Source organism: Brachybacterium ginsengisoli (genome assembly GCF_002407065.1).
GTDB lineage: Bacteria > Actinomycetota > Actinomycetes > Actinomycetales > Dermabacteraceae > Brachybacterium > Brachybacterium ginsengisoli.
The window spans coordinates 2942033-2963882 of sequence record NZ_CP023564.1 but is presented as its reverse complement, the minus strand read 5'-3'; the positions used below and the strand labels follow the sequence as shown (position 1 = coordinate 2963882).

Genomic DNA, 21850 nt, shown 5'->3' with positions numbered 1-21850 from the left:
AGTGTACGTTCCCGCGCGGTTCTGCGCTTCCAGGCGCCGGACGTTGACACAATGGGGGCATGGAACCCCTGCGTCTGCTGACCGTCTGCACCGGCAATGTGTGCCGCTCCCCGGCCGCCGCCGTGATGCTGCGCGCCGCCGTCGAGGAGGCGGGGCTGTCGGACCGCATCGAGGTGGGCTCCGCCGGCACCAGCTGGGAGGTCGAGGGGATGCCGATGGACGATCGCACCGAGCTCGCCCTCGAGCACGCCGGCTACTCCCGGCCCTTCGAGCACGTGGCGCGCACGATCCATCTCACCGAGCTGCTCGCCTGGGACCTGGTGCTGCCGATGACGGCCGATCACGAGCGGACCATCGAGCGCATGGCCGAGCAGGCTCCTGAGGGCTCCACCGCGCCCGAGGTCCGCATGTGGCGGCGCTTCGAGCCGGGGATCCCGGCGGACGCCCCCGCGACCGACATCGCCGTCGAGGACCCGTGGTACGAGGGGCAAGGCGCCTTCGACCGGACGATCCTCCAGATGCAGCGCAGCATTCCGGCGATCATCGCCCATGCGCAGGAGATGCTCGCCGCGCGCTGAGCGGGCGGTTCCGCCGGCTCAGCGGGGGCCGCGGCGGCTGTGCAGGGTCGCGCCCACGAAGCCGGCGGCGGTGAGGAAGCCGATCCCCATCACGATGAGGATGACCTGGCGCATCTGGCCGAAGGTCGACCCGGAGTCGTCGCTGATCGCGTCGAACAGACGGACGACGGGTCCGCTCTCCTTCTGCGCCTCGGGGGCGGGCGGGAGCGGGCTCTCGGACGGGCTCGGCTCGTCCTCCGTGGCGACACCGGCCTCGCTCTCCGGGGACTCCGCAGTGGTCTCGACGGAGGTCTTCTCCGCCGGGGCCGAGGGGGGATCGGTGGGCTCCGGCTCAGGGCTCGGCTCGGTGGTCTTCGGCGGAGCCGGGGGAGCGGCCTTCTCGGTGGTGGCCGGGGCGGGCTGCACGGGCTCGCGCACCGGGGGCTTCGAGGTGGGGGTGGGCTCGGGCTCGGGCTCCGTCGTCGGCTCGGCGGTCGGCGTGGGCTCGGCGGACGGCGACGTCAGGTCACCGGGATCGCTGGTGGGGGTGGGTGCCGGCTCGGTGGGGGACGGCTTCTCAGGGGTCGTCTCGGGGTCCGTCGGCGGGGTGGACGGGGATTCCGTCGGTGTCTCGGTGGGCGAGGGGGACTCGGACGGAGACTCTTCGTCGGTGGGGGTCTCTTCGGGGGCGGGGGTCGAGCCTTCGGAGGTGCTGGTCTGGGTCTTCGACGGCACCAGTGTGGCTGGGGCGGTCGAAGTCTCCGTGGGCTCGACCGTCGGGTCCGTCGTGGCCTCTTCGGTGGGCTCGTCCGTCGGGTCCGTCGGGTCCGTCGTGGGCTCTTCGGTGGGCTCGTCCGTCGTAGTCGCATCCGTCGAGCCCGTCGTGACATCGACTGTCGTCCCGTCGCGATGCCCGCAGTCGTCGCGGTTCCCCTCCAGCAGGTGGGGGAGGCCGTCGCCCGGGCACACGTGGAGGCCGTCGCCCTTGGCCGGCTCGCGAGGGGTGCTCTCGTCGGTCTCGCCGGTGGTCGTCTCGACGGTGATCGTGCTCTGGTCGTCGGCGCCGGACTGGACGGTCGTCTCGGCCTGCTCGGTGGGGACGGAGCCGCTGTCGGAGGGCACGGCGAGAGCCGGGGCCGCCGCGAGGGAGGCGGTCACGGCGATGGCTGCTGAGCATGCGCAGAGGCGCGCGCGAGTACGCACAGACATGGTCCCCCCTCTCCTTGTCGCAAGCTGGACTGCTGCGGTCGATGGCATCTGCGGTGGGTCCGACGGAGCACGATACCCTACCGATTCTTTACTTTCGACTTCAGTTTCGCGCTCGAGAAACGGGCGCACAAGGACACTGTGCAGGTCGCCACGCTGACGTGACGGGCGCTATGTTGACCTAGATTTGACCATTGCTTTACTTGTGGCCTGCGAAAAGGCCTCGTGACCACCGCCTTCCCCGCACAGCGGAACGCCGGACCCCGCGTGGCGGAGTCCGGCGTCACGTGATGTGGAGGATCAGTCGGCGAGGACCTCGTCGACCAGAGCCTTCGCGGCGTCCTGCACCTGGCCCAGGTGCTCCTCGCCCTGGAAGGACTCGGCGTAGATCTTGTAGATGTCCTCCGTGCCCGAGGGGCGGGCGGCGAACCAGGCCGACTCCGTGGACACCTTCAGACCGCCGATCGCGCCGCCCGCAGGAGCCTCCGTGATCGCCGAGACGATCGGCTCCCCGGCGAGCTCGGTGGCGCTGACCTGATCGGCGCTGAGCGCCTTCAACTTCGCCTTCTGCTCCCGGTTCGCCGGAGCGTCCGTGCGGGCGTAGAAGCTCGTCCCGAACTCCTCGACCAGCTCGGCGTGCAGGGTGCTGGGGGAGCGGCCCGTGACCGCGAGGATCTCCGAGGCCAGCAGCGCGAGGATGATGCCGTCCTTGTCCGTCGTCCACACCGAGCCGTCGTGGCGCAGGAACGAGGCGCCGGCGCTCTCCTCGCCGCCGAAGCCCACGGAGGAGTCGATCAGACCCGGCACGAACCACTTGAAGCCCACCGGCACCTCATACAGCTCGCGGCCCAGCGAGGCGACGACCCGGTCGATCAGGCTGGAGGAGACCAGGGTCTTGCCCACCTTGGCCGTCGAGGGCCAGTGCGGCCGGTGCGCGAAGAGGTAGCGGATCGCGGTGGCGAGGTAGTGGTTGGGGTTCATCAGCCCGGCATCGGGCGTGACGATGCCGTGCCGGTCCGAGTCCGCGTCGTTGCCGGTGGCGATGTCGTACTCATCGCGCTTCTCGAGCAGCGAGGCCATCGCCCAGGGGCTCGAGCAGTCCATGCGGATCTTGCCGTCGCGATCCAGGGTCATGAACGACCAGCGCGGATCGACCTCGGGGTTGACCACGGTGAGGTCGAGGTCGTGCATCTCCCCGATCTCGGCCCAGTAGTCGACGGAGGCGCCGCCCAGCGGATCGGCGCCGATGCGCACGCCCGCCCGACGGATCGCCTCGATGTCGACCACGCTGGGGAGGTCCTGCACATAGGTGTGGAGATAGTCGTAGCGGTCCGCATCCTGCAGCGCCTTCTGCCGGCCGTGGCGGCGGACGCCGCGCAGGCCCTCGGCGAGCAGCGCGTTCGCGCGGTCCGCGATCCAGGAGGTGGCGTCGGTGTCCGCCGGTCCGCCGTGGGGCGGGTTGTACTTGAAGCCGCCGTCGCGGGGAGGGTTGTGGCTCGGGGTGACCACGATGCCGTCGGCCCGGCCGGGATCGTTCGCGGCCCGGCCCCGGTTGTGCACGATGATGGCGTGGGAGACCGCCGGGGTGGGGGTGTACCCGTCCAGCGAGTCCACCTGGACGGCGATGTCGTTGGCGGCCAGCACCTCGAGCGCCGTGTCGAAGGCGGGGCGGGAGAGGGCGTGGGTGTCGCGCCCGATGAACAGCGGCCCCTTGATGCCCTGGCCCGCGCGGTACTCGACGATCGCCTGCGTGGTCGCGGCGATGTGGTCCTCGTTGAACGCGACGTCCAGCGAGGAGCCGCGGTGCCCGGAGGTGCCGAAGGCGACCGCCTGATCGGGGTTCCCCGGATCGGGATGGTTGTCGTAGTACGCGTCCAGGAGGGCGTCGACGTCGACGAGGTCCTCTTCCAGTGCCTTCTGGCCTGCACGGGGGTGCATGCTCACCACTCCATCCTCGAGAGTCGGGGTACGTCGGGCCACTCTAGGCCAGCGTCCGGCCCGGAGCACCGGAGGCGACTGCCTGCTGAGACGCGGAGCAGGTCGCCCCTCAGGACCGCCGGGATCGCGCCAGCAGCACGATGCCGACGATCGTCAGCACCAGGCCCACGAGCCCGGCGAGAAGGCCGATGATCGGGCCGATGAGGATCGGGCCCGCGATCCCCAGGACGCTGTACGGGCCGAGGTAGGCCGGGGCATCCGTGCCCGTGCAGGTGACCGTCACGGTGGTGTCCTCGAGCGCGACGACGCCGGCCTTCTGCTCGTACTGCGTGCCGTCGGGGAAGGTCACGGAGCCAGAGGTGGGGGCCAGCTGCACCGACCCGGGCTCGGCGCCCTCCGCCGTGCACTCGCCGCCGGCATCCGCGGAGGGGACGTAGAGCAGGAGCATCTGGTTCTGGGAGACCTCGACCTCGCCGGTGCCGCCGTCCAGCACCGTCGGCGACGTGGAGTCGCCGACCATCGAGCTCACTCCCCACACGATGCCGCCGATGGTCGCGGCAGGACCGATCACCACCAGCAGCACCAGGCCGATGATCAGCGGCCACAGACCGCGGCGTCGGCGCGGGCCGGGAGCGCCGGAGGACGGCAGCGGGCCGGTCTGCGGGGGCAACGAGGGGGTGCCGTGCATCGGAGAGCCCTGGGGGGCGGCGTCGTAGGACGGGCTCCCGAAGGATGAGGTCCCGTAGGACGGAGCCCCGGGAGCGGACGCTCCGCTCGGCTCGGCGGCGGGGGACGTGGGCCCCGGCAGCCCGTAGCTGGGACGCCGGCGGGGGGTGGGCGACTCGCCGTCGGTCATCAGGACTCCTTCACGACTCGGATCCCCCCAGCGTACTGGCCCTTCCTCCGAGGTTCCCGGGTGAACGCGGCGCGGTCAGGGGGCCATGAGCTCCCGGATCACACCGATCACGGCGGCGCCGATGACGGCGGATGCCAGGGGAGTGATCAGCCAGGTCACCCCGATCTGCAGAGCGACCTTCCAGCGCACCGTGCGCAGCCCGCGCGCGGCGCCCGCGCCGACCACGCTGGAGGCCAGGGCGTGGGAGGTGGAGATCGGGGAGCTGATCCCGAACAGGCTGAGCGACATCGTCGTGGCCGCCGAGACCTCGGCGGCCAGGCCCTGGGCGACGGACAGGTCAGTGAGATGCCGCCCCAGGGTGCGGATGATCCGGTGGCCGCCCATCAGCGTTCCCGCCCCCATCGCGACCGCGACGGCGACCATGATCCCGGTCAGGCTCGACGGCGCGATGCCTCCGGACGAGGCCGCGACCACCACCACCGCGAGCGGCAGACGGGAGTCGTTGATCCCGTGCCCCGTCGCGACCGCGCCGGCGGAGAGGGTCTGGGCGAAGCGGAGGTGGCCGCGCTGGACCAGCTCATGCCGGCCCAGCCGGAGCAGGCCGTGCATGAGAGCGAACGCGATCCCCGCCGAGAGGAAGGGTCCCGCCAGCGAGACCAGCAGCAGGAGGCCGAGCCGCTCCCAGTTCGCGGCCGCCCCGATCACCAGGGTGACCCCGAGGGTCGCGCCGATGAACGCGTGCCAGGTCGAGGCCGGCATGCCCAGCCGCCAGGTCAGCAGATCCCAGAAGACCGTCGTCCCCATGACCGCGAGCAGCGCCATCGCGAGCAGGTCCGGATCCTGCGCCGTCGCCTCGGCGAGCGGCATCATCCCCAGCAGGTGCACCGCCCAGTCCGCCGTGAGCACCAGCAGGGCCATCCCCAGCAGCGCGCCGAGAAGGTTCAGCAGCGCGGCCATGGCCAGCGCCGTCGACTCCCGCAGGGTCCTCGTGGCGATCGTGGTGGAGACGGCGTTGGAGGCGTCGTGGAAGCCGTTCACGTACGCCATCACCAGCGCGACGACGACGACCAGCACCAGCAGGGTGGCGGACACTCAGGAGTCCTTGACCCGCAGCAGGTCGGCGATCCGTGCGCTGCGCTCCTGCAGGGTGATGGTCTCCCGGATCGACTCCGTGATGTCGTGCAGGGGGAGCAGCTCCTGGGTCGAGCCGCCGCGCGAGTAGAGCTCGCCGTGCGCCCTGCGCACCAGGCGCTCGCCCTGGCGCTTGAGCTTGCGGATCTGCTCGTAGTGATCGCCGAGGTCCCGCACGGCGGCGAGCTTCCAGGTGACGGCGACGGTCAGCTCCGAGGCCCGTTCGATGCCCTTGGCGGCCTCGAGCAGCGGAGTGGGCACGGAGCCGACCTTGGAGATGACCAGCAGCTCGACCGTGTGCTCCATGGAGTCCATGGTGTCGGCGATGGTCAGGGCGAGGTCGTAGAGCAGCTCCGCCTCGTAGGGCGTGATCAGCGAATGGGCGAGCCGCTGGGCGATGCGGCGGCACAGCTCCTCGGCGACGGTGGACTGCTCGTGCAGGCGCGGAGCGATGCGGGTGCGCTCGCGGTAGCCGTGTCCGAGCACCTTCGAATGGGTGTCCGCCGACTGGACCAGCAGCTCGGCGAGCTCCGCGAAGAGGTCGTACAGGGGGCGCTCGCTGCGCTGAGGGAAGAACCGGGCGAAGAACTGCGCCACCTCGGGTCGTCTCCTCTCGCCGCAGGGGCTTGATGCCGCTGATGCCCTGCGAGGCGGAGGCGACGGTGTGCTGAGGCGCCGGACCGGGATGCGCCTGTCGGCGCGAAGGCCGCTCGAAGCGGCAGATGTTGGAGCCCGGGGCAACCGCGGCCCGGCGCGCCCCCATCGTAGGGCACGACAGGACGGCCGGGGCAAGCCCGGGCCGCCGTGGAATGGTGTGGGCCTCAGTCCAGGGTGCCGGCCTCCGCGTGACGGCCGGCGGCGGTCAGGTCCTCGCCGGTGCTCAGCAGGCGCTCGGCCTGTCGGGTGCGGTGGGCCTCGTCGTCCTCGTCGGCCAGATGCGCGGTGCCGTGGGCCACGATCGTGGCCACCGCCCCGGCGCGGCGCAGCGCGAGGCCGAGGTCACCCGTGAAGGCGCCCCGCAGGATCTGATCCATCGTGCGGTGGACCTGCTCGACGTCCGGCGGCTCCGCGAATCCCGAGAGGTAGCGCAGCCCGGGGACGGTGCGTGAACCGGCCCGGTACCGGCGCACCATGTCCTCGCCGTTCAGCTGCGACCAGGTGTGCAGCACGTACAGCCTCCAGAGGGCTCCGGGCAGGGAGGTGGCGGGCGCGCCGGACCACAGCGCCGCCAGATCCGTCAGCCCGTCGTCCGCGGCCAGCGTCAGGACGCGCTGGACCACCTCCGGATCCGCGCTGTGGAAGACCCCGTCCAGGAGGGCCCGGGCGGAGTCGTGGGCGAGATCCGACGAGGTCGCGGGATCGGGATCACCCGGGATGCTGTCGGCGACCGAGGCGAACAGCGGGGCGGGGCGGCGGAAACGAGGAGCGGAGGAGCCGTGCGAGGACATGCTCCGCACACTACGCGCCGTGCTCCCGGCCCCGCACTACGCTGTGTCCATGACGATCCCCCGGCAGATCGGCCCCGAGACCGGGCCCCGCACGGCCCTGCCCGACTACGCGCGCAGCAGCTCGACGGTCGAGCGGATGGTCTCCGAGCTGCACCGCGGCTCCCGTCCCACCCGCCGCTCCGCGGGCACGGTGCGGGCCCTGTTCCCCGCCGCCGCCACCCGCGACACGGTGCTGCGCGCGGTGCTCTCGGCGCTGCTGCTGGGCGGAGCGGTGATCGCCGCGGTCGGGATCGTGCTGCTGCTGGTCACGCTCGAGGACGGGCACGCACCCGGCCTGTGGATGCTGCTGCTGATGCTGGGCATCGGGGCCCTCGGCGTGATCCTGCTGCTGCTCGGGATCCGCTTCGCCATCGTCGCCCTCGGCACCGCCCGCTCCCGGGTCGAGATCACCGAGGACGGCCTGCACGTGGTCGGGGGGCTGAGGTCGCGGCGGGTGGAGTGGCGCGACGTCCTCGCCGTCGAGTCCCGCGTGGTGCATCCCGTCCACTGGCTCACCGCGGCGCTGCGCCTGCGGGACGGCTCGCGCGTGGTGATGCCCGCCTTCGACCGCCATGTCTGGACCTACGGACAGGCGTCGGGCCAGGACATCCGGGCCCTGCGCATCGAGCTGCATCGACGGGAGAAGGCGGCCGCCGCTCGCCCCTGAGCGGGCCCGTGCACGATCCGAGCAGGAACCGACCAGGAGGACCACCGTGGAAGCACTGCTGATGACGCTGGGCTCGGGCTGGGTGAGCGGGGTCCGGCCCTACTTCATGCTGTTCCTGCTGGGGATCACGGGCCGGCTCTTCGACCTCGAGCAGGTGCCCGACGTGCTCCAGCGCACCGATCTCCTGGTGATCACCGGGATCCTGCTGCTGGTCGACCTCGCGGCGGACAAGATCGCCTTCCTCGACTCCTTCTGGGACCAGCTGCACACCGTCATCCGGCCCATCGCGGGCGCGGCGATCGGCTACCTGCTGGGCGGGGAGACGGACACCACCACCGCGATCGTGATGGCGGTGATCGGTGCCGCGACCGCCTTCGGGGCCCACGCCGCCAAGTCCACCGCACGGGCCGCCGTCAACGTCTCGCCCGAGCCCGTCTCCAACGTGCTGGTCTCCACCGCCGAGGACGGCGCCGTCGTGGTGATGGGCCTTCTGACGGTCCTGCTGCCGGCGCTCGCGGCCGTGCTCGCGCTGGGGCTGCTGGGAGCCGGGATCTACCTCATGGTGCGGCTGCGGCGCACCTATCGGGACCTGCGCGGGCGCCTCGCCGCCGCACGGGCCCGCCGCGCCGGGCAGACGGACGGCGCCGGCCCCGTGGTCTGAGACCGGGGGACCGGCGCCGCTCGAAGGGTCCTGCTGGGTCCTGCTCAGGCGCTGGCGCGGCTCTCGCCGTCCTCCCACAGGGCGCGCACCGACTCGGTGACGGAGCCCGCGTCGGCGGTCGAGACCGTCAGCACGCCCTCCTCGTCCAGAGGCAGGTGGCCGGCCTTCCAGGTGGAGTCCGCCTCGACGTGGAACATCAGCGGGATCTGATCGCCCGGGGCGGAGAGGTCGGTGCGGCGCAGCGAGACGGTGCGCTCGTTGCCCTCCTCGAGGAAGGCCACGACGATGTCCGAGACCGAGGCCGGCACCTGCTCCGGGCCGGGCAGCGCGGTGACCACGAAGGAGTCCAGCTCGTCCTGGGTGAGCATGATGATCGCCTCGTCGGCCTTGATGATGAAGGCCATGCGCATCGCCTCGCCCTCGGCCAGGGCGATCCCCAGCCAGCGGTCAGCGGCGGTCAGCGCGGTCGCGACCACCTGGCCCTCCTGGCCCAGCAGCCACTGGCCGTCCTCGGAGCGCTCCACCTTGCCGCGGGCGCGGAGACCGGAGGTGACCGCGGCGGTGACGAACTCCTGGGCGGCCTCAGGGGCGCTGCGCAGCCCGATCTGGTCGCGGGTGATCCGCCCGTTCTCCGTGTCGCGCAGGCCGAGCATGAAGTCGAGCTCGTACGCGGTGTAGATCGTGACCTGCTCGTCGGTCGCGGCGGCCGTGGTCTCGGTCATGGGTCCCCCTGGGTGGCGCGGTCCGGGCGCCGCGGTCGGCGCCCGGAGGAAGTGACATCGGAAGCATGTCAGAAACGGGCCCTCCGCTCCACCTGTTCCCCGAGCCTCTGACCAGTCGTGCCGGGCAGGTCGCGGATATGCTCGGGGCATGCAGGGGGACGAACTCGCCGACACCGACCGGGGCACCGACGCCTGCGCCGCGCCGGTGATCGAGCTCGGTGGGGACAGCACGCGCGCCGTCTACCGGGACCTGCTGCGCTTCGGTCCCCGCTCCCGCAGCGAGCTGTCCCAGCGGCTGCGGCTCTCCGCCCCCACCGTCACCCGCGTCACCCGGGACCTCCTCGAGCGCGATCTGCTCCACGCGCTCACCGCCGTGCCGCGAGCCAAGGGGCGCCCGCACGAGCCGCTGGACATCGAGGAGAACCGCGGCCCCCGATTCATCGGGGTCAAGGTCACGGCCGACGAGGTCCACGCCGTGGTGACCACCGCCCGCGCCGTGGTCCTCGAGGAGCTCGTGCTGCCGCTGGGCGCCACCGATCCCGGCAGCGTGCAGGAGACCCTGCTGATCGCGGTCGAGGCGATGATCGCCGCGCATCCCCACGTCGCCGGGATCGGGGTGGGCCTCGGCGGACCGGTCGCCGAGCGCCGCACCGTGGTCTCCTCGCACCTGCTGGGCTGGCGGGAGCCGGTCGAGCTCGCCGCGGCGCTGGAATCCCGCGTGCGGGTCCCCGTCGTCGTCGAGAACGACCTGGTGGCGATGGTGGACGGCCTGCACTGGTTCGGGATCGGCCGCGCCTACGACTCCTTCGCGGTGCTCACCGTCGGCGCGGGCGTGGGCGTCGCGACCGTGGTCGACGGCCGGGTGATCCGCGGCCGCCACCACATGGCGGGGCTGACCGGCCGCTTCCCCGTCGGCGTCGGGCCGGACGGCGAGCCGGTCGCCCTCCGGGACGTCGCGAGCACCGCGGCGGTGCTCCGCCGGGCTCGCGAGCAGGGGGTGCTCGGCCCCGACGGCGGCATGGAGGAGCTGCGCGCCCTCCTCGCGACAGGGGACGCCGGAGCCCTCGAGATCGCGCGCACGACGGCCCGGGCGGTCACCACCGCCGTCTCCGGACTGGTCGCGGTGATGGACCCCGAGGCGATCGTGCTCGGCGGGGAGAACGTGGACCTGGTGCGCGCCGCCGCCCCGGACGTCGAGGCGGCCCTCCGCCTCCGCAGCGGCCACGGACAGCGGGACCTCGTGGTGCGCACCCTCAGCGGCGACTTCGACGACTGGGCGCGAGGGGTCGCCGTGATCGCGATCCAGGAGTTCGCCGGGGCCGCGCCCTGAGGCGCGACCCCGGCGCGGAGCTCACTGGAACAGGGCGTTGACCCGCTCGTTGTACGCGGCGAAGTCCGCGCCGTCGAGCTTGCGCATCCAGCACTGGTCGAAGGCGGACTGCATGATCGTGGCGATCTCCGCGGAGTTCTCCACCAGCGGATACAGCCCCGTCTCCCCGTTCGCCACCCGGTCGGTGTACGGGGTGACGTCCAGCCCCTTCTCGGCATAGGAGGCGATCGCCGCCTCGGTGCCGGCGTCCGTCGCCGGGAAGAACGGGGCCCGGCCGCCGATCAGCTCCTGCGCCTCGTCGGAGGCGAGGAAGGCGATCAGCCGGGCGGCCTCCTCCTTCTTCTCGGACTGCGCCGAGATCGAGTCGCCCAGACCGTTGAACATCGAGACCGGCGTTCCCACCGGGCCCTTCGGCAGCGGGGCGATCCCCACGTCCATGCCCTCCATGCCCGCGTAGGTGCTGATCATCCAGGAGCCCACCGTGGCCAGCGCCGAGACGCCGGACTGCATCTGGGACTGGGCGGGGGAGGAGTCCCCGAAGGTGCCGAAGGGCGGGAAGAAGCCCTTGTCGACCAGCCCGAAGTACCAGTCCATGGTGGCGGCGAAGCGCTCGTCGTCGTAGTTGAAGCGGGAGCCCCAGGTGTCCGCGTCGGTGAACGTCCACCCCGTGGAGAGGGCGAAGGGGGACCAGCTCGTCTGGCCGGTGTAGTCGGTGCCGCCATCGCCGCCCAGGCCGTAGCGTGCGATGTTCTCGGGGTCGAAGCCCTCCTCGTCCCCGCGCACGCCGTTCTTGTCCTTCGTGAGCCGGGCCAGCATCTTCTCGAAGGTGCCGCCGTCCTCGGGGTTCCAGTCCAGGTCCTCGAGGTCCTCGGGGGTGAGGCCCTCCTCGGCGAGCATGTTCTTGTCGTAGAGCACCGCGATGGTGTCGTAGTCCTTGGGGATCCCGTAGCGGGTTCCTCCCTGGTCGCTCCACAGCTCCTGCAGGCCGTCCTGGAAGCGGTCCGCCGTGATGTCCTCGAGCGGCGCGAGCCCGTCGAGCGGGGCGAGCACGCCGAGGTTCACGAACTCGGGGTAGCGGGCGAGGTGGTCGGCGAAGGCGTCGGGCCCGGCCTCGGCGACGAAGCTCGCGGTGAGCTTGGTCCAGTAGTCGTCCCAGCCCATCTGGGTGATCCGCACGAAGATGTCCGGGTTCTTCGACATGAACAGGTCGATCGCCGCGGAGTAGGCCGGCAGCTGGTTGGCGTCCCAGAGCCAGTAGTCGATCTGGGTGGCGCCCGACGGGGCGGCGGCGCCGCCGCAGGCGCTCAGCGCTCCGGCACCTGCGGCGCCGGCGGCCAGCACCGCGGAGCCCTGCAGCAGCCGGCGGCGCGAGACGGAGGGGAGGGGGGAGTGTGCTTCGGTGTTCATGGCTGACCTCACTTGATCCCGCTGAAGCCGATGGAGTTGACGATCTTCTTCGCGAACAGCGCGAAGAGGATCAGCATGGGAGCGGCGGCGACGAGCGTCGCGGCCATCAGTCCGGACCAGTCGGGCCCGGTTCCCGGCGACTGGGCGCGGAAGACGCCCAGGGCCACGGTGAGCACCCGGGACTGGTCGGTGTAGCTGACCATCAGCGACCAGAAGTACTCGTTCCAGGCGCTCATGTAGGTGAGCAGGCCGAGGGTGGCCAGGGGCGCGCTCGCCAGCGGCAGGATCAGGGTGAAGAACACCCGGACCTTGCCGGCGCCGTCGATCAGCGCCGCCTCCTCCACCTCGCGGGAGATGTTGTTGAAGAACTGCCGCAGGAAGAAGATCGCGAAGCTCGAGATGAACAGCCCCGGCAGCATGATCCCGAGCAGGGTGTCCACCAGGCCCAGGTTCTTGATGAGGATGAAGTTGGGCAGCAGGGTGAAGATCGCCGGGATCATCAGCGAGCCCAGGAAGATCATGAACACCACCTCCCGGCCGCGCCAGCGCAGGCGGGAGAAGGCATAGGCCGCCATGGCGCAGGAGAAGGTCTGGACCACGGTGATGGTGGTGGCCACGATCACCGAGTTCAGCAGGTAGCGCCAGAAGTTGATGGATGCGCCGGAGCCGCCCTGGGAGATCGCGGTCTCGACATCCTGGAGGCCGAAGACCCGCTCGAAGCCGCCGGTGCTGATGCCCACCGGGAGCAGGCTCGCCGGATCGGTGGCCAGGGCGTTGTTGCTGGACAGCGCCGTGCGCAGCATCCAGTAGAAGGGGAACAGGGTGATCAGCAGGAAGAGGATCATCACCGCCCAGGCGAGGATCTTCCCCCAGGGGAACGGCCTGCGCGGTCGGGTGGCTGCGGTGACGGCAGGTGCGGTGGCAGAGGTGGTGGTCATGGGATCGTCCTCTCAGTCCAGATCCGACTGGCCGGCACGGGTCATCCAGTACTGCGCGAAGGTGACGATCATGAGGATCACCAGGAGCGCGACGGACAGCGCCGAGGCGTAGCCGAACTGGTACTGGCCGAAGGCGTTCTCGTAGATGTACATCTGCAGCACCTTGGAGGCGTCCGCGGGCCCGCCGCCGGTGGTGACGGAGATCGTGTCGAACACCTGGAACGAGCCGATGATCGACATGATCAGCACCAGGGCAAGGATCGGGCGCAGCAGCGGCAGGGTGATCCGGCGGAACATCGCCACCTCTCCGGCGCCCTCGGTGCGGGCCGCCTCGTAGAGGTGGGACGGGATCGACTGGAGGCCGGCGAACAGCAGCAGCGCGGTGTAGCCCATGTGCCGCCACACGTTGACCAGCGCGACCGTGGGGATCACCCAGGTCTCGGAGGCCCAGAAGGCGATCGGGTCGAGGCCGATCCACTGCAGGAAGATGTTGAACACGCCCATCTGGGTGTCCAGGATCCACAGGAACACGATCGCGGCGACCACGTTGGAGACGAGGTACGGGGCGAGGACCAGCGAGCGCAGGAGCGTGGACTGGGTCAGCCGCTGCATCAGCACGGCGATGACCAGGGCCACCACGGTCTGGATGCCGATGTTCAGCACCACGTACCAGAGCGTCACCTTGAGCGAGGTCCAGAACACCGGGTCGTCCAGCAGCCGGGTGTAGTTCTCCAGCCCCACCCACTGCGGCGGGGTGAGGGTCGTGTACTCCGTGAAGGAGTAGTAGATGCCGGTCAGCAGCGGCCACACGAGGAACACCAGCAGGCCGACGGAGGCGGGCGCGATGAACAGCAGCGCGAGCTTCGTGTCGTCCTTCCGGCGGCGCCTCGTGGTGGGGGCCGACCGCGTCGACGTCGTCGCGGTGGACATGGCTTCCTTCTTTCGATGGGGGTCGGAGGTGCGGAACGGGTCAGCGCCGGGGCGCGGACTCGCGGACGAGGGAGAACAGGAGCCCCTGCTCGGGATCGAGCAGCGGGGCGGTGAGGCCGGAGCGCTCCAGGGCGGCGCCCGGCAGGACCAGACCGTCCTCCGCGAGCGCCCGGTCGAGCCACGGCGGGGGGATGAGGTTCGAGGGGCGCTCACCGATCAGCACGGGGCGCAGCCGGTAGGACGCGGCGGGGTCGAGCCCCGGGAAGCGCAGCCGCTCGTCCTGCGAGGTCGCGGAGCGGCCGACGGTCGACAGCGCGAACAGCGCCTCGCCCCGGTCGGGCGAGACGACGCCCTGGAGCCACTGGGTGCTCTCCCCGCGGTCGGCCCGCACCAGGTCGCCGGTGAACAGCAGGTCCCGCTGCCGGACGTAGAGGGCGATCCAGTCGCGCAGCTGCGCGAGCTCCTCCTCGCCCGCCTCGGCGAGGTCCCATTCGATGCCGAGGTGGCCGAAGAGGGCGGAGTGGGCGCGGAAGGCGAGGGTGTGCAGGCGCCCGGTGGTGTGGGAGCGGCCGGAGGCGATGTGGCTGCCCATCAGCTCGAGCGGGATCAGCTGGGCGGTCCACCGGTTCATCTGCTGGCGCTCGAGCGGGTCGATGCAGTCGGAGACCCACACGCGGTCGGTGCGTTCGAGGACCTCCAGGTCCACCCGGGCCCCGCCGGAGGAGCAGGACTCGATCTCGAGGCCGGGATGCGCGGCGCGCAGCTCGTCCATGAGCCGGTAGGCGGCCAGGGTCTGCTCATGGACGGCCGCCCGGCCGGTGCCGCGGGTCGCGGCCTCGAGCAGGTCGCGGTTGTGGTCCCACTTGAGGTAGCCGATGCGGTGCGCGTCCAGCACGGCGAGCATCTGGTCGCGCACGTGGGCGTAGGCCTCGGGGATGGTCAGGTTCAGCACCTGCTGGTGCCGGGACTCCAGCGGCAGCGCCGAGGCCGAGGGGCCGAGGATCCATTCCGGGTGGGCGCGGGCGACGTCGGAGTCCTCGTTGACCATCTCGGGCTCGAACCACAGGCCGAACTCCATGCCGAGGTCCGAGACCTGCTCCACGAGGGGGCCCAGACCGCCCGGCCAGGCCTCGTCTGAGACGACCCAGTCGCCGAGTCCGGAGAAGTCGTCGCGGCGGGAGCCGAACCAGCCGTCGTCCAGCACGTACCGCTCGACGCCGAGGGCGGCGGCCCGCTCGGCGAGGTCGGTGAGCCGCTCGAGGTCGTGGTCGAAGTAGACGGCCTCCCACACGTTCAGGGTGACCGGGCGGCGCGTCGAGACGTGGTGCTCGCGGGCGCGGAGGTGCTGGTGGAATCGGGAGGCCACGGCGTCCAGGCCCTCGCCGTGGGACGCGTACAGCCAGGGGCCCTCGTACTGCTCGCCGGGGGCGAGGACCATCTCGCCGGGCAGCAGCAGCTCGCCGCCGCCGAGCACCCGTCGGCCCGTGCTGATCTGCTCGGCGAGGTGACGGTGGTTGCCCGAGAAGGCGGTGTGCACGCCCCACACCTCTCCCGTGCGGAAGCCGAAGCCGGGGCGGCCGGCGTGGAGCACATGGGCGGCATCGGCGCCGGTGCGCCCGCGGCGGTTCTCGCGCAGGTGGGTGCCGACGGTGAAGGCGCGGCGCTGCGGGGTGCGCTCCTTGGTCCAGCGGCCGGCGAAGTCCAGCAGCTCGTCGGCGTCGGCCGGGACCGGGAGGGCGAGGGTCAGCTCGTCCAGCGCATACGGCGCCGTCCCCGTGTTGGTGAGCGCGGCGCGCAGGCGCAGCAGGCCGCTGGGCAGCAGCTCGAGCTCGATCCCGACCTCCAGGCACTGCTCCGCGTCGGCCAGGGAGAAGCGGACCTCGGCGGGGCCTGTCTCGGTGTGGGGCGCGGTCAGCGGGGCGCCGTCGAGCGTGATCGCCTCGGTCGCCAGGCGCGTGACCCAGCCGGAGCCGTCGGGGCGGGCGCCGGAGAGCCCGGGCCGGCCGATCCAGCCGTCGGACTGCTGGGGGAGGAGCCCGATGCGCACCGGGACGTCCACGCCGTTCTGGGGGACGGGGTCCACCGCCGCCTCGCACACGGCGTCCAGGCCGTCGGCACCGAGCTCGCCGAGCGTCGCGCCCCAGTGGGCGATCGCCGGGATCCGCCCGTCGGTGATGTCCAGGACCACCGAGACGCCGGCGGTGCTGAGGTGGAGGCGCTGGGTCGCACCGGGGTGCGGCGCGGTGACGGTGGTGTCGACGGGAAGACGGCGCGGGGACATCGAAGGGGGCCTCCAGGGGCGCGTGAGCGGTCGGGGAGGGCCGCGGCGCCCTCGCTTTACTGAAAGTATGAAAGTAATCCGTGCCGTGTCAAGTGCCGTCTCGCCGCGCGATGCCCGTGTGCGGTCGTCGGCCGCTCCCCGCTACCCTGACCCTCTACCCGACCAGGCCAGGAGCCCCGCATGATCTTCACCCAGTCCTCGAAGCTGCGCGACGTGTGCTACGAGATCCGAGGACCGGTGCCCGCAGAGGCCGCTCGGATGGAGTCCGAGGGGCACAAGATCATCAAGCTGAACATCGGCAACCCCGCCCCGTTCGGCTTCGAGGCGCCCGACGAGATCCTCGTGGACATGATCCGCACCCTGCCCACCGCGCAGGGCTACTCCGACTCCAAGGGGATCGTCTCCGCGCGTCGGGCGGTCGCGCAGTACTACCAGACCAAGGGCATGCCGGGGATGGAGCTGGATGACATCTACCTCGGCAACGGCGTCTCCGAGCTGATCCAGATGGTGTGCCAGGCGCTCGTGGACGACGGCGACGAGGTGCTGGTCCCCGCGCCGGACTATCCGCTGTGGACGGCCTCCGTGGCGCTCGCCGGCGGTCGCGCGGTGCACTACCGCTGCGACGAGGAGCAGCAGTGGTGGCCGGACGTCTCGGACATCGCCGACAGGATCACCCCGCGCACCAAGGCCATCGTGGTCATCAACCCCAACAACCCCACGGGTGCGGTCTACCCCGAGCACGTGCTGCGCGAGATCGTCGAGGTCGCCCGCAAGCACGGGCTGATGATCCTGGCCGACGAGATCTACGACAAGATCCTCTACGACGACGCGGTCCACCATCACATCGCGAAGCTCGCGCCGGACCTGCTGACGATCACCTTCAACGGCCTGTCCAAGGCCTATCGGGTGGCCGGGTTCCGGGCCGGATGGATGGCCCTGTACGGGCCCAAGGATCACGCGACGAGCTTCATCGAGGGACTCGACGTGCTCTCGAACATGCGCCTGTGCCCCAACGTCCCCGCCCAGCACGTGATCGCCACCGCCCTGGGCGGCCGGCAGAGCGTGCAGGAGCTGCTGCTGCCCGGCGGGCGCCTGCGCGAGCAGCGCGATGTCGCCTATGAGGGGCTCAGCGCGATCGACGGGGTCAGCGTGGTCAAGGCGCAGGGCGCCCTGTACATGTTCCCGCGCATCGACCGGGAGATGTACCGCATCGACGACGACGAGCAGTTCGCCTACGACCTGCTGCGCTCGAAGAAGCTGCTGGTCAACCACGGCACGGGCTTCAACTATCCCGAGCCCGACCACCTGCGCCTGGTGACCCTGCCGCCGGCGGACATTCTGGCGGACGCGGTGGACCGCATCGCCGACCACCTCGCCTCGATCCGCCGCTGAGCGCCCTCCGGTTCAGAGAGCCAGGCCCACCACCAGGGCGAGGACCGCGAGCAGCGGGAGCGTGCCCTGTTTGGTCGCCGCCGCGCGGTGCGCGGGGGAGGAGAGCAGCAGCACCAGCGCCGCGGCGAGCATGCTGCCGGTGCCGGCGAGGGCCAGCGACGCCCCGACGGCCGTGGTGCCCGCGAGCAGCAGCACGGCGCCGAGCGCCGCCAGCACGGCGAGGAGCAGGTTGTAGAAGCCCTGGTTGAACGCCATCGCGCGGGTGGCCGTGACCTCCTGCGGGCTCTGCTCGCCGAAGACGGCCTGGGCGCGCGGAGTACCCCAGAGCAGGGACTCCAGGGCGAAGATCAGCACGTGCAGGGCGGCCGCCGCCAGGGCGAGCACGGATCCGAGGATGACCACGGGAACCTCCGGGGTGGGTCAGGGGCTAGTTTTGAAGTAACCGTTCCAGTATAGTGGCGATCAGGCCACGACGCCATCCTCCCGCCCCGGTCGGGCCCGGGGAAGGCGCCGTCGGCATCGACAGGGACGAGCACACCGGGAGGGACCATGGGGCGACCCGCCGCCTTCGACCGCGCCGAGGCCGTGCGCGCGGCGCGCGACGTGTTCTGGAGCGAGGGCTACGAGACCGCCTCCATGGCCTCGCTCCAGCAGGCCACCGGCCTCAGCGCGAGCAGCCTCTACCACGCCTTCGGCTCCAAGCGCGGGCTGTTCGACGCCGCGATCGAGGACTACCTCGACCAGGTGGTGCGACCCGGCCTCGTCCCGCTCACCGGCCCCGAGGTCGCCCCCGGCGCCCTCGTCGCCTATTTCCGTGCGGCGCGCGAGCGCTTCGCGGATCCGTCCGGCCGCACCGTCGTCGACGGCTGCCTGCTGGTGAACACCGCCTGCGCCGGGGTCGCCCGGGACGGCGGGGTCGCCGAGGTGGTGCGCGCCTACCGCGCCGAGCTGCAGGCCGCGTTCTCGCGCGGCGTGCAGGCCCGGAATCCCCACCAGACGCCCGCACAGCGCGAGCGTCTGGTCGAGACCTGCGTGTCGCTGCTGATCAGCGCGCTGGCCATGACCCGGGTGGACACCGGAGCGGCGCTCGCCGCCCTCGATGCCGCCCTCTCCCATCTCGAGAACGAGGACACCCCATGAAGCCCCTCTACACCACCGAGGCCCTCGCCACCGGCGGCGGCCGCGACGGCCACGTCGACGTCGTCGACTCCTCCCTCGCCCTGGACCTCGCGGTCCCGACGGCGATGGGTGGCAGCGGCGCAGGCGCGAACCCCGAGCAGCTCTTCGCCGCCGGGTACGCGGCCTGCTTCCACTCCGCGCTGCTGTCCGTCGCCCGCTCGCAGAAGGTCGCGATCGACGGCTCGAGCGTCGGCGCCCGCGTGACCATCGGCTCCGAGGACGCCGGCGGCTTCTCGCTCGCCGTCGAGCTCGAGGTCGTCGTGCCCGATCTCGATCACGACACCGCCCAGGCCCTCGCCGACGCCGCCCACCAGGTGTGCCCCTACTCCAACGCCACCCGCGGCAACATCCCGGTGACGGTCACCGTCTCCGACGACTGAGCTCGCAGGCGAGCACGAGGGCCCCGCCGGGATCGCTCCCGGCGGGGCCCTCGTCCGTGCGCCGCGCTCAGGCGCGCAGCAGGACCTTGCCCTGACGGCCGTCCGTGAGGGTCGCGTCCACGGCGGCGACGACCTCGTCGAGGCCGAAGACGCCGGCGGTGGGCAGGGTGACCTCGCCGGAGAGCAGGCGGGCGATGATCTCGCCGATCAGGCGCCGACGGGTCTCGGTGCTCATCGCGGCGGAGACCTGGGCGCCCCAGAAGCCCTCGACCTTCAGATCGCGGAAGATGATCGGTCCGGAGGGGAGCGCCATGGTGGTGCCGCCCATCGCGCCGAAGACGACCAGACGTCCGCCCTGGCCCAGCAGGGAGAGCACCTGGGAGGCGGCCTCGCCGCCCACGGAGTCGAGGCCGGCCGCGACGTGCGCGTCGCCGATCAGGGTGCGGGCCTGCTCCTCCCAGTCCTCCTGGTCGGTGGCGACGACGTCTCCGATGCCCTGTGCCGCGAGCTCCTCGATGCCGCTGCTGCGGCGCACCAGGCTGATCACGCGCAGGTCGCGGGCGCGGGCGAATTGGGCGACCAGTCGGCCGACGGCGCCGGTCGCCGCGTTCTGCACGAGCACCTGGCCGGGGGCGAGGTCGAGGTGCTCCAGCAGGGACAGGGCGCTGAAGGGCATGGCGACGAGCTGGGCGGCAGCCTCGTCGGGCAGCTCCGCGGGGAGGGGGAGCAGCGAGGTGGCGGGGGCGAGGAACAGCTCGGACCAGGTGCCGGGGGTCGCGGTGGCGGCCACGCGGTCGCCGACGGCGACGGAGTCGACGCCCTCGCCGAGCCGCTCGACGACGGCCACGGCCTCGCTGCCCGGGACGGCGGGCAGCTCGGGGCGCACGCCGTAGGTGCCGCGGATCGTCCACAGGTCGTGGTGGTGAATCGGGCTGAGCGCGAGGCGGAGCAGCACCTCGCCGGCTCCGGGGGTGGGGGTGTCGGCCTCGAGGGTCGTCAGGACATTGGCCGGCTCGCCGAACTCGGTGTAGGACACGCTGCGCATGAGGGACCTCTCTGTAGTGGAATACTCACTCCACAATAGTGGTTCCGCACCATGGCACAAGAGCGGCTGTGATCAGGACGACGACGAGCGGGGACCGGGCCGGCAGGCGGCGCGGTCCCCGCTCGTGGGTGCGGTGGGGCAGGTCTCAGACGTCGGCGGGCTGCGGCTGCCCGGCGCGGGAGACGCGCACCATCTCCTCGCGCTCGACGACCTTGATCCGGGCGCGGGGCTCGCCGTCGGCGTCCACCGCGGCGGCGCCGAGCGCCTTCTCGTGCTCGTCCAGCGCCGTCCAGCCGTCCCAGGTCGTGTACTGCACGCCGCGGTCCTCGAGCAGGCGCAGGATCGCGTCCTCCTCGCGCTCCGGGGCGACGGGCAGGGTCCCGGCGTCGATGTCCTCGAGCAGGGAGGCGATGGTCTCCAGCGCATCGGACTTGGTCGCGCCGATCAGGCCCACGGGGCCGCGCTTGATCCAGCCGTTGGCGTAGACGCCGGGGATCACGGCGCCGTCGGCGCCCGTGACGCGACCGGCGGCGTTGGTGATCACGCCGCGCGCGGCGTCGTAGGGGATGCCGGGCAGCTCGGAGCCGTGGTAGCCGACGGCGCGGTAGACGGCGCCGAGCTCGTAGTCGACCATCTCGCCGGTGCCCTCGACGCGACCCTCGGCGTCCAGCCGGGTGCGCTCGAAGCGCATGCCGGTGACGCGGCCGCCTTCGCCGTCCTCGCCGAGGACCTCGACGGGGCGGTGCCAGAAGTGCATGTGCAGGCGACGGCTGACCGGGCCGCCCTCGCGGTCCGTCGGCTCCTCGCCGGCGGCCTCGCGGCGCTGCTGCTCCTCGAGCCAGCCCACGAAGGTCTGCACGACCTGGTCGGTGCGCTTGTCGGCCGTGATCGCGGCCCACTCGGCCTCGGTGATCTGCTCGAGATCGCGCGGGTCCATGACCACCTGCAGGCCCCGGGGGTGGGCGAGCTCGCGGGCCTCGAGCGGGGAGAACTTGGTCTGGGCGGGGCCGCGCCGGCCGAAGACGTGCACGTCGGTGGTCGCCGCCGCCTGCAGGCCCTCGTACACGTTCGCCGGGATCTCGGTGCGCAGCAGCTCGTCGGCGCTCTTGGACAGCACGCGCGCCACGTCGAGGGCGACGTTGCCGTTGCCGATCACGGCGACCTGCTCGGCGTCCAGCTCCCAGGTGCGGGGGTAGTCCGGGTTGCCGTCGTACCAGGCCACGAAGTCCGCGGCGCCGTGCGATCCCTCCCGCTCGATGCCGGGTACGTCGAGGTCCGCGTCCTTGAGCGCGCCGGTGGCGAAGATGACCCCGTCGTAGTGGCGGCGGAGGTCCTCGGCGGTGAGATCGGTGCCGAACTCGACGTCGCCCAGGAAGCGGATGTCGCCGCGACCCAGGATGCGCTGCAGCGCGGTGATGATGCCCTTGATCCGCGGGTGGTCCGGGGCCACGCCGTAGCGGATCAGGCCGAACGGCGCCGGGAGGCGGTCGAACAGATCGATGGAGACCTCGAGCTCCCCGTTCTTGACCTGCGGCGTGCGCAGCAGGGTCTCGGCGGCGTACACGCCGGCGGGGCCGGAGCCGATCACGGCCAGACGGAAGGGCTGCTGGGAGGAGGACATCTCACCTCGGTCTCGTGGCGCGTCGGCGCCGGGGGTCGGGTGCGGGCCCCGCCTGGAGGGACCCTGCACCGCACTGCACAGATTTCCGCACCACTCTATACGCGAAAATCGCGGCGGGCCCG

General features: G+C 71.8%; 21 protein-coding genes. 7 read left to right on the top strand and 14 right to left on the bottom strand.

Going from position 1 to position 21850, the window contains the following annotated elements:
- The first annotated feature begins 59 nt into the window (after positions 1-59).
- Entirely contained in the window at positions 60-578 is a 519-nt protein-coding gene (locus CFK41_RS13265) for an arsenate reductase/protein-tyrosine-phosphatase family protein (protein ID WP_096800093.1), read from the top strand.
- Positions 579-596: 18 nt separating this feature from the next.
- Here the strand turns inward: CFK41_RS13265 and CFK41_RS13260 are convergent, their stop codons facing one another.
- The 6 genes from CFK41_RS13260 to CFK41_RS13235 all read right to left on the bottom strand — a co-directional run bounded on the left by CFK41_RS13260 (position 597) and on the right by CFK41_RS13235 (position 7136).
- Positions 597-1715 carry a hypothetical protein gene (locus CFK41_RS13260; RefSeq protein WP_096800092.1) on the bottom strand — a complete coding sequence of 373 codons (1119 nt, stop codon included), beginning with the start codon at positions 1713-1715 and terminating at the stop codon, positions 597-599.
- 348 nt (positions 1716-2063) lie between these two features.
- A complete protein-coding gene (pgm, locus tag CFK41_RS13255; protein ID WP_096801085.1) occupies positions 2064-3701 on the bottom strand; it encodes a phosphoglucomutase (alpha-D-glucose-1,6-bisphosphate-dependent) in 1638 nt (545 codons plus the stop codon).
- Positions 3702-3810: 109 nt separating this feature from the next.
- Positions 3811-4557: a hypothetical protein gene (locus CFK41_RS13250; protein ID WP_096800091.1), complete on the bottom strand. Its 747-nt coding sequence runs from the start codon at positions 4555-4557 to the stop codon at positions 3811-3813.
- A 75-nt stretch (positions 4558-4632) separates the two neighbouring features.
- Positions 4633-5649, bottom strand: coding sequence for an inorganic phosphate transporter (locus tag CFK41_RS13245; protein WP_096800090.1), 1017 nt, complete (start codon positions 5647-5649; stop codon positions 4633-4635).
- On the bottom strand, positions 5650-6285 hold the full coding sequence (locus CFK41_RS13240) for a DUF47 family protein (RefSeq protein ID WP_096800089.1): 636 nt from the start codon (positions 6283-6285) through the stop codon (positions 5650-5652).
- 224 nt (positions 6286-6509) lie between these two features.
- Positions 6510-7136, bottom strand: a complete 627-nt coding sequence (locus tag CFK41_RS13235) for a hypothetical protein (protein WP_096800088.1) — start codon at positions 7134-7136, stop codon at positions 6510-6512.
- Positions 7137-7185: 49 nt separating this feature from the next.
- Between CFK41_RS13235 and CFK41_RS13230 the strand changes: the two genes are divergently transcribed.
- Together CFK41_RS13230 and CFK41_RS13225 are read left to right on the top strand one after the other, a co-directional pair.
- Positions 7186-7842 (top strand): PH domain-containing protein, encoded by a 657-nt coding sequence (locus CFK41_RS13230; RefSeq protein WP_096801084.1) that lies wholly within the window; start codon positions 7186-7188, stop codon positions 7840-7842.
- Between the two features lie 46 nt (positions 7843-7888).
- Positions 7889-8503 carry a DUF4126 domain-containing protein gene (locus tag CFK41_RS13225; protein WP_227873080.1) on the top strand — a complete coding sequence of 205 codons (615 nt, stop codon included), beginning with the start codon at positions 7889-7891 and terminating at the stop codon, positions 8501-8503.
- 44 nt (positions 8504-8547) lie between these two features.
- Here the strand turns inward: CFK41_RS13225 and CFK41_RS13220 are convergent, their stop codons facing one another.
- Positions 8548-9225 carry a hypothetical protein gene (locus CFK41_RS13220; RefSeq protein ID WP_096800087.1) on the bottom strand — a complete coding sequence of 226 codons (678 nt, stop codon included), beginning with the start codon at positions 9223-9225 and terminating at the stop codon, positions 8548-8550.
- A 148-nt stretch (positions 9226-9373) separates the two neighbouring features.
- On the opposite strand from CFK41_RS13220, the gene CFK41_RS13215 reads away from it, so the two are divergent.
- Complete coding sequence (locus tag CFK41_RS13215; RefSeq protein ID WP_096800086.1) at positions 9374-10555, top strand: ROK family protein; 1182 nt, start codon at positions 9374-9376, stop codon at positions 10553-10555.
- A gap of 21 nt (positions 10556-10576) precedes the next feature.
- On the opposite strand, the gene CFK41_RS13210 is transcribed toward CFK41_RS13215, so the two are convergent.
- Genes CFK41_RS13210 through CFK41_RS13195 form a run of 4 tightly spaced genes read right to left on the bottom strand, consistent with a single transcriptional unit; the run spans position 10577 to position 16111 of the window.
- Entirely contained in the window at positions 10577-11962 is a 1386-nt protein-coding gene (locus tag CFK41_RS13210) for an ABC transporter substrate-binding protein (RefSeq protein ID WP_096800085.1), read from the bottom strand.
- Between the two features lie 8 nt (positions 11963-11970).
- On the bottom strand, positions 11971-12900 hold the full coding sequence (locus CFK41_RS13205) for a carbohydrate ABC transporter permease (RefSeq protein WP_096800084.1): 930 nt from the start codon (positions 12898-12900) through the stop codon (positions 11971-11973).
- 12 nt (positions 12901-12912) lie between these two features.
- Positions 12913-13830, bottom strand: a complete 918-nt coding sequence (locus CFK41_RS13200) for a carbohydrate ABC transporter permease (protein ID WP_096800083.1) — start codon at positions 13828-13830, stop codon at positions 12913-12915.
- Between the two features lie 40 nt (positions 13831-13870).
- The gene (locus CFK41_RS13195) at positions 13871-16111 is read right to left on the bottom strand and encodes an alpha-galactosidase (RefSeq protein WP_096800082.1); all 2241 of its coding nucleotides are present in this window, start codon (positions 16109-16111) and stop codon (positions 13871-13873) included.
- Positions 16112-16291: 180 nt separating this feature from the next.
- On the opposite strand from CFK41_RS13195, the gene CFK41_RS13190 reads away from it, so the two are divergent.
- On the top strand, positions 16292-17503 hold the full coding sequence (locus CFK41_RS13190) for a pyridoxal phosphate-dependent aminotransferase (protein ID WP_096800081.1): 1212 nt from the start codon (positions 16292-16294) through the stop codon (positions 17501-17503).
- A 12-nt stretch (positions 17504-17515) separates the two neighbouring features.
- On the opposite strand, the gene CFK41_RS13185 is transcribed toward CFK41_RS13190, so the two are convergent.
- Positions 17516-17905, bottom strand: coding sequence for a DUF1304 family protein (locus CFK41_RS13185; protein ID WP_096800080.1), 390 nt, complete (start codon positions 17903-17905; stop codon positions 17516-17518).
- 147 nt (positions 17906-18052) lie between these two features.
- Here CFK41_RS13185 and CFK41_RS13180 point away from each other — a divergent pair, with 147 nt between their 5' ends.
- Entirely contained in the window at positions 18053-18643 is a 591-nt protein-coding gene (locus CFK41_RS13180; RefSeq protein ID WP_096800079.1) for a TetR/AcrR family transcriptional regulator, read from the top strand.
- Positions 18640-19062: an organic hydroperoxide resistance protein gene (locus CFK41_RS13175; protein WP_096800078.1), complete on the top strand. Its 423-nt coding sequence runs from the start codon at positions 18640-18642 to the stop codon at positions 19060-19062. The genes CFK41_RS13180 and CFK41_RS13175 overlap by 4 nt, the downstream gene beginning before the upstream one ends.
- 67 nt (positions 19063-19129) lie before the next feature.
- Here CFK41_RS13175 and CFK41_RS13170 read toward each other — a convergent pair whose 3' ends face one another.
- Positions 19130-20107, bottom strand: coding sequence for a zinc-binding dehydrogenase (locus CFK41_RS13170; RefSeq protein ID WP_096800077.1), 978 nt, complete (start codon positions 20105-20107; stop codon positions 19130-19132).
- Positions 20108-20252: 145 nt separating this feature from the next.
- Complete coding sequence (locus tag CFK41_RS13165) at positions 20253-21728, bottom strand: FAD-dependent oxidoreductase (RefSeq protein ID WP_096800076.1); 1476 nt, start codon at positions 21726-21728, stop codon at positions 20253-20255.
- Positions 21729-21850 lie beyond the last annotated feature (122 nt).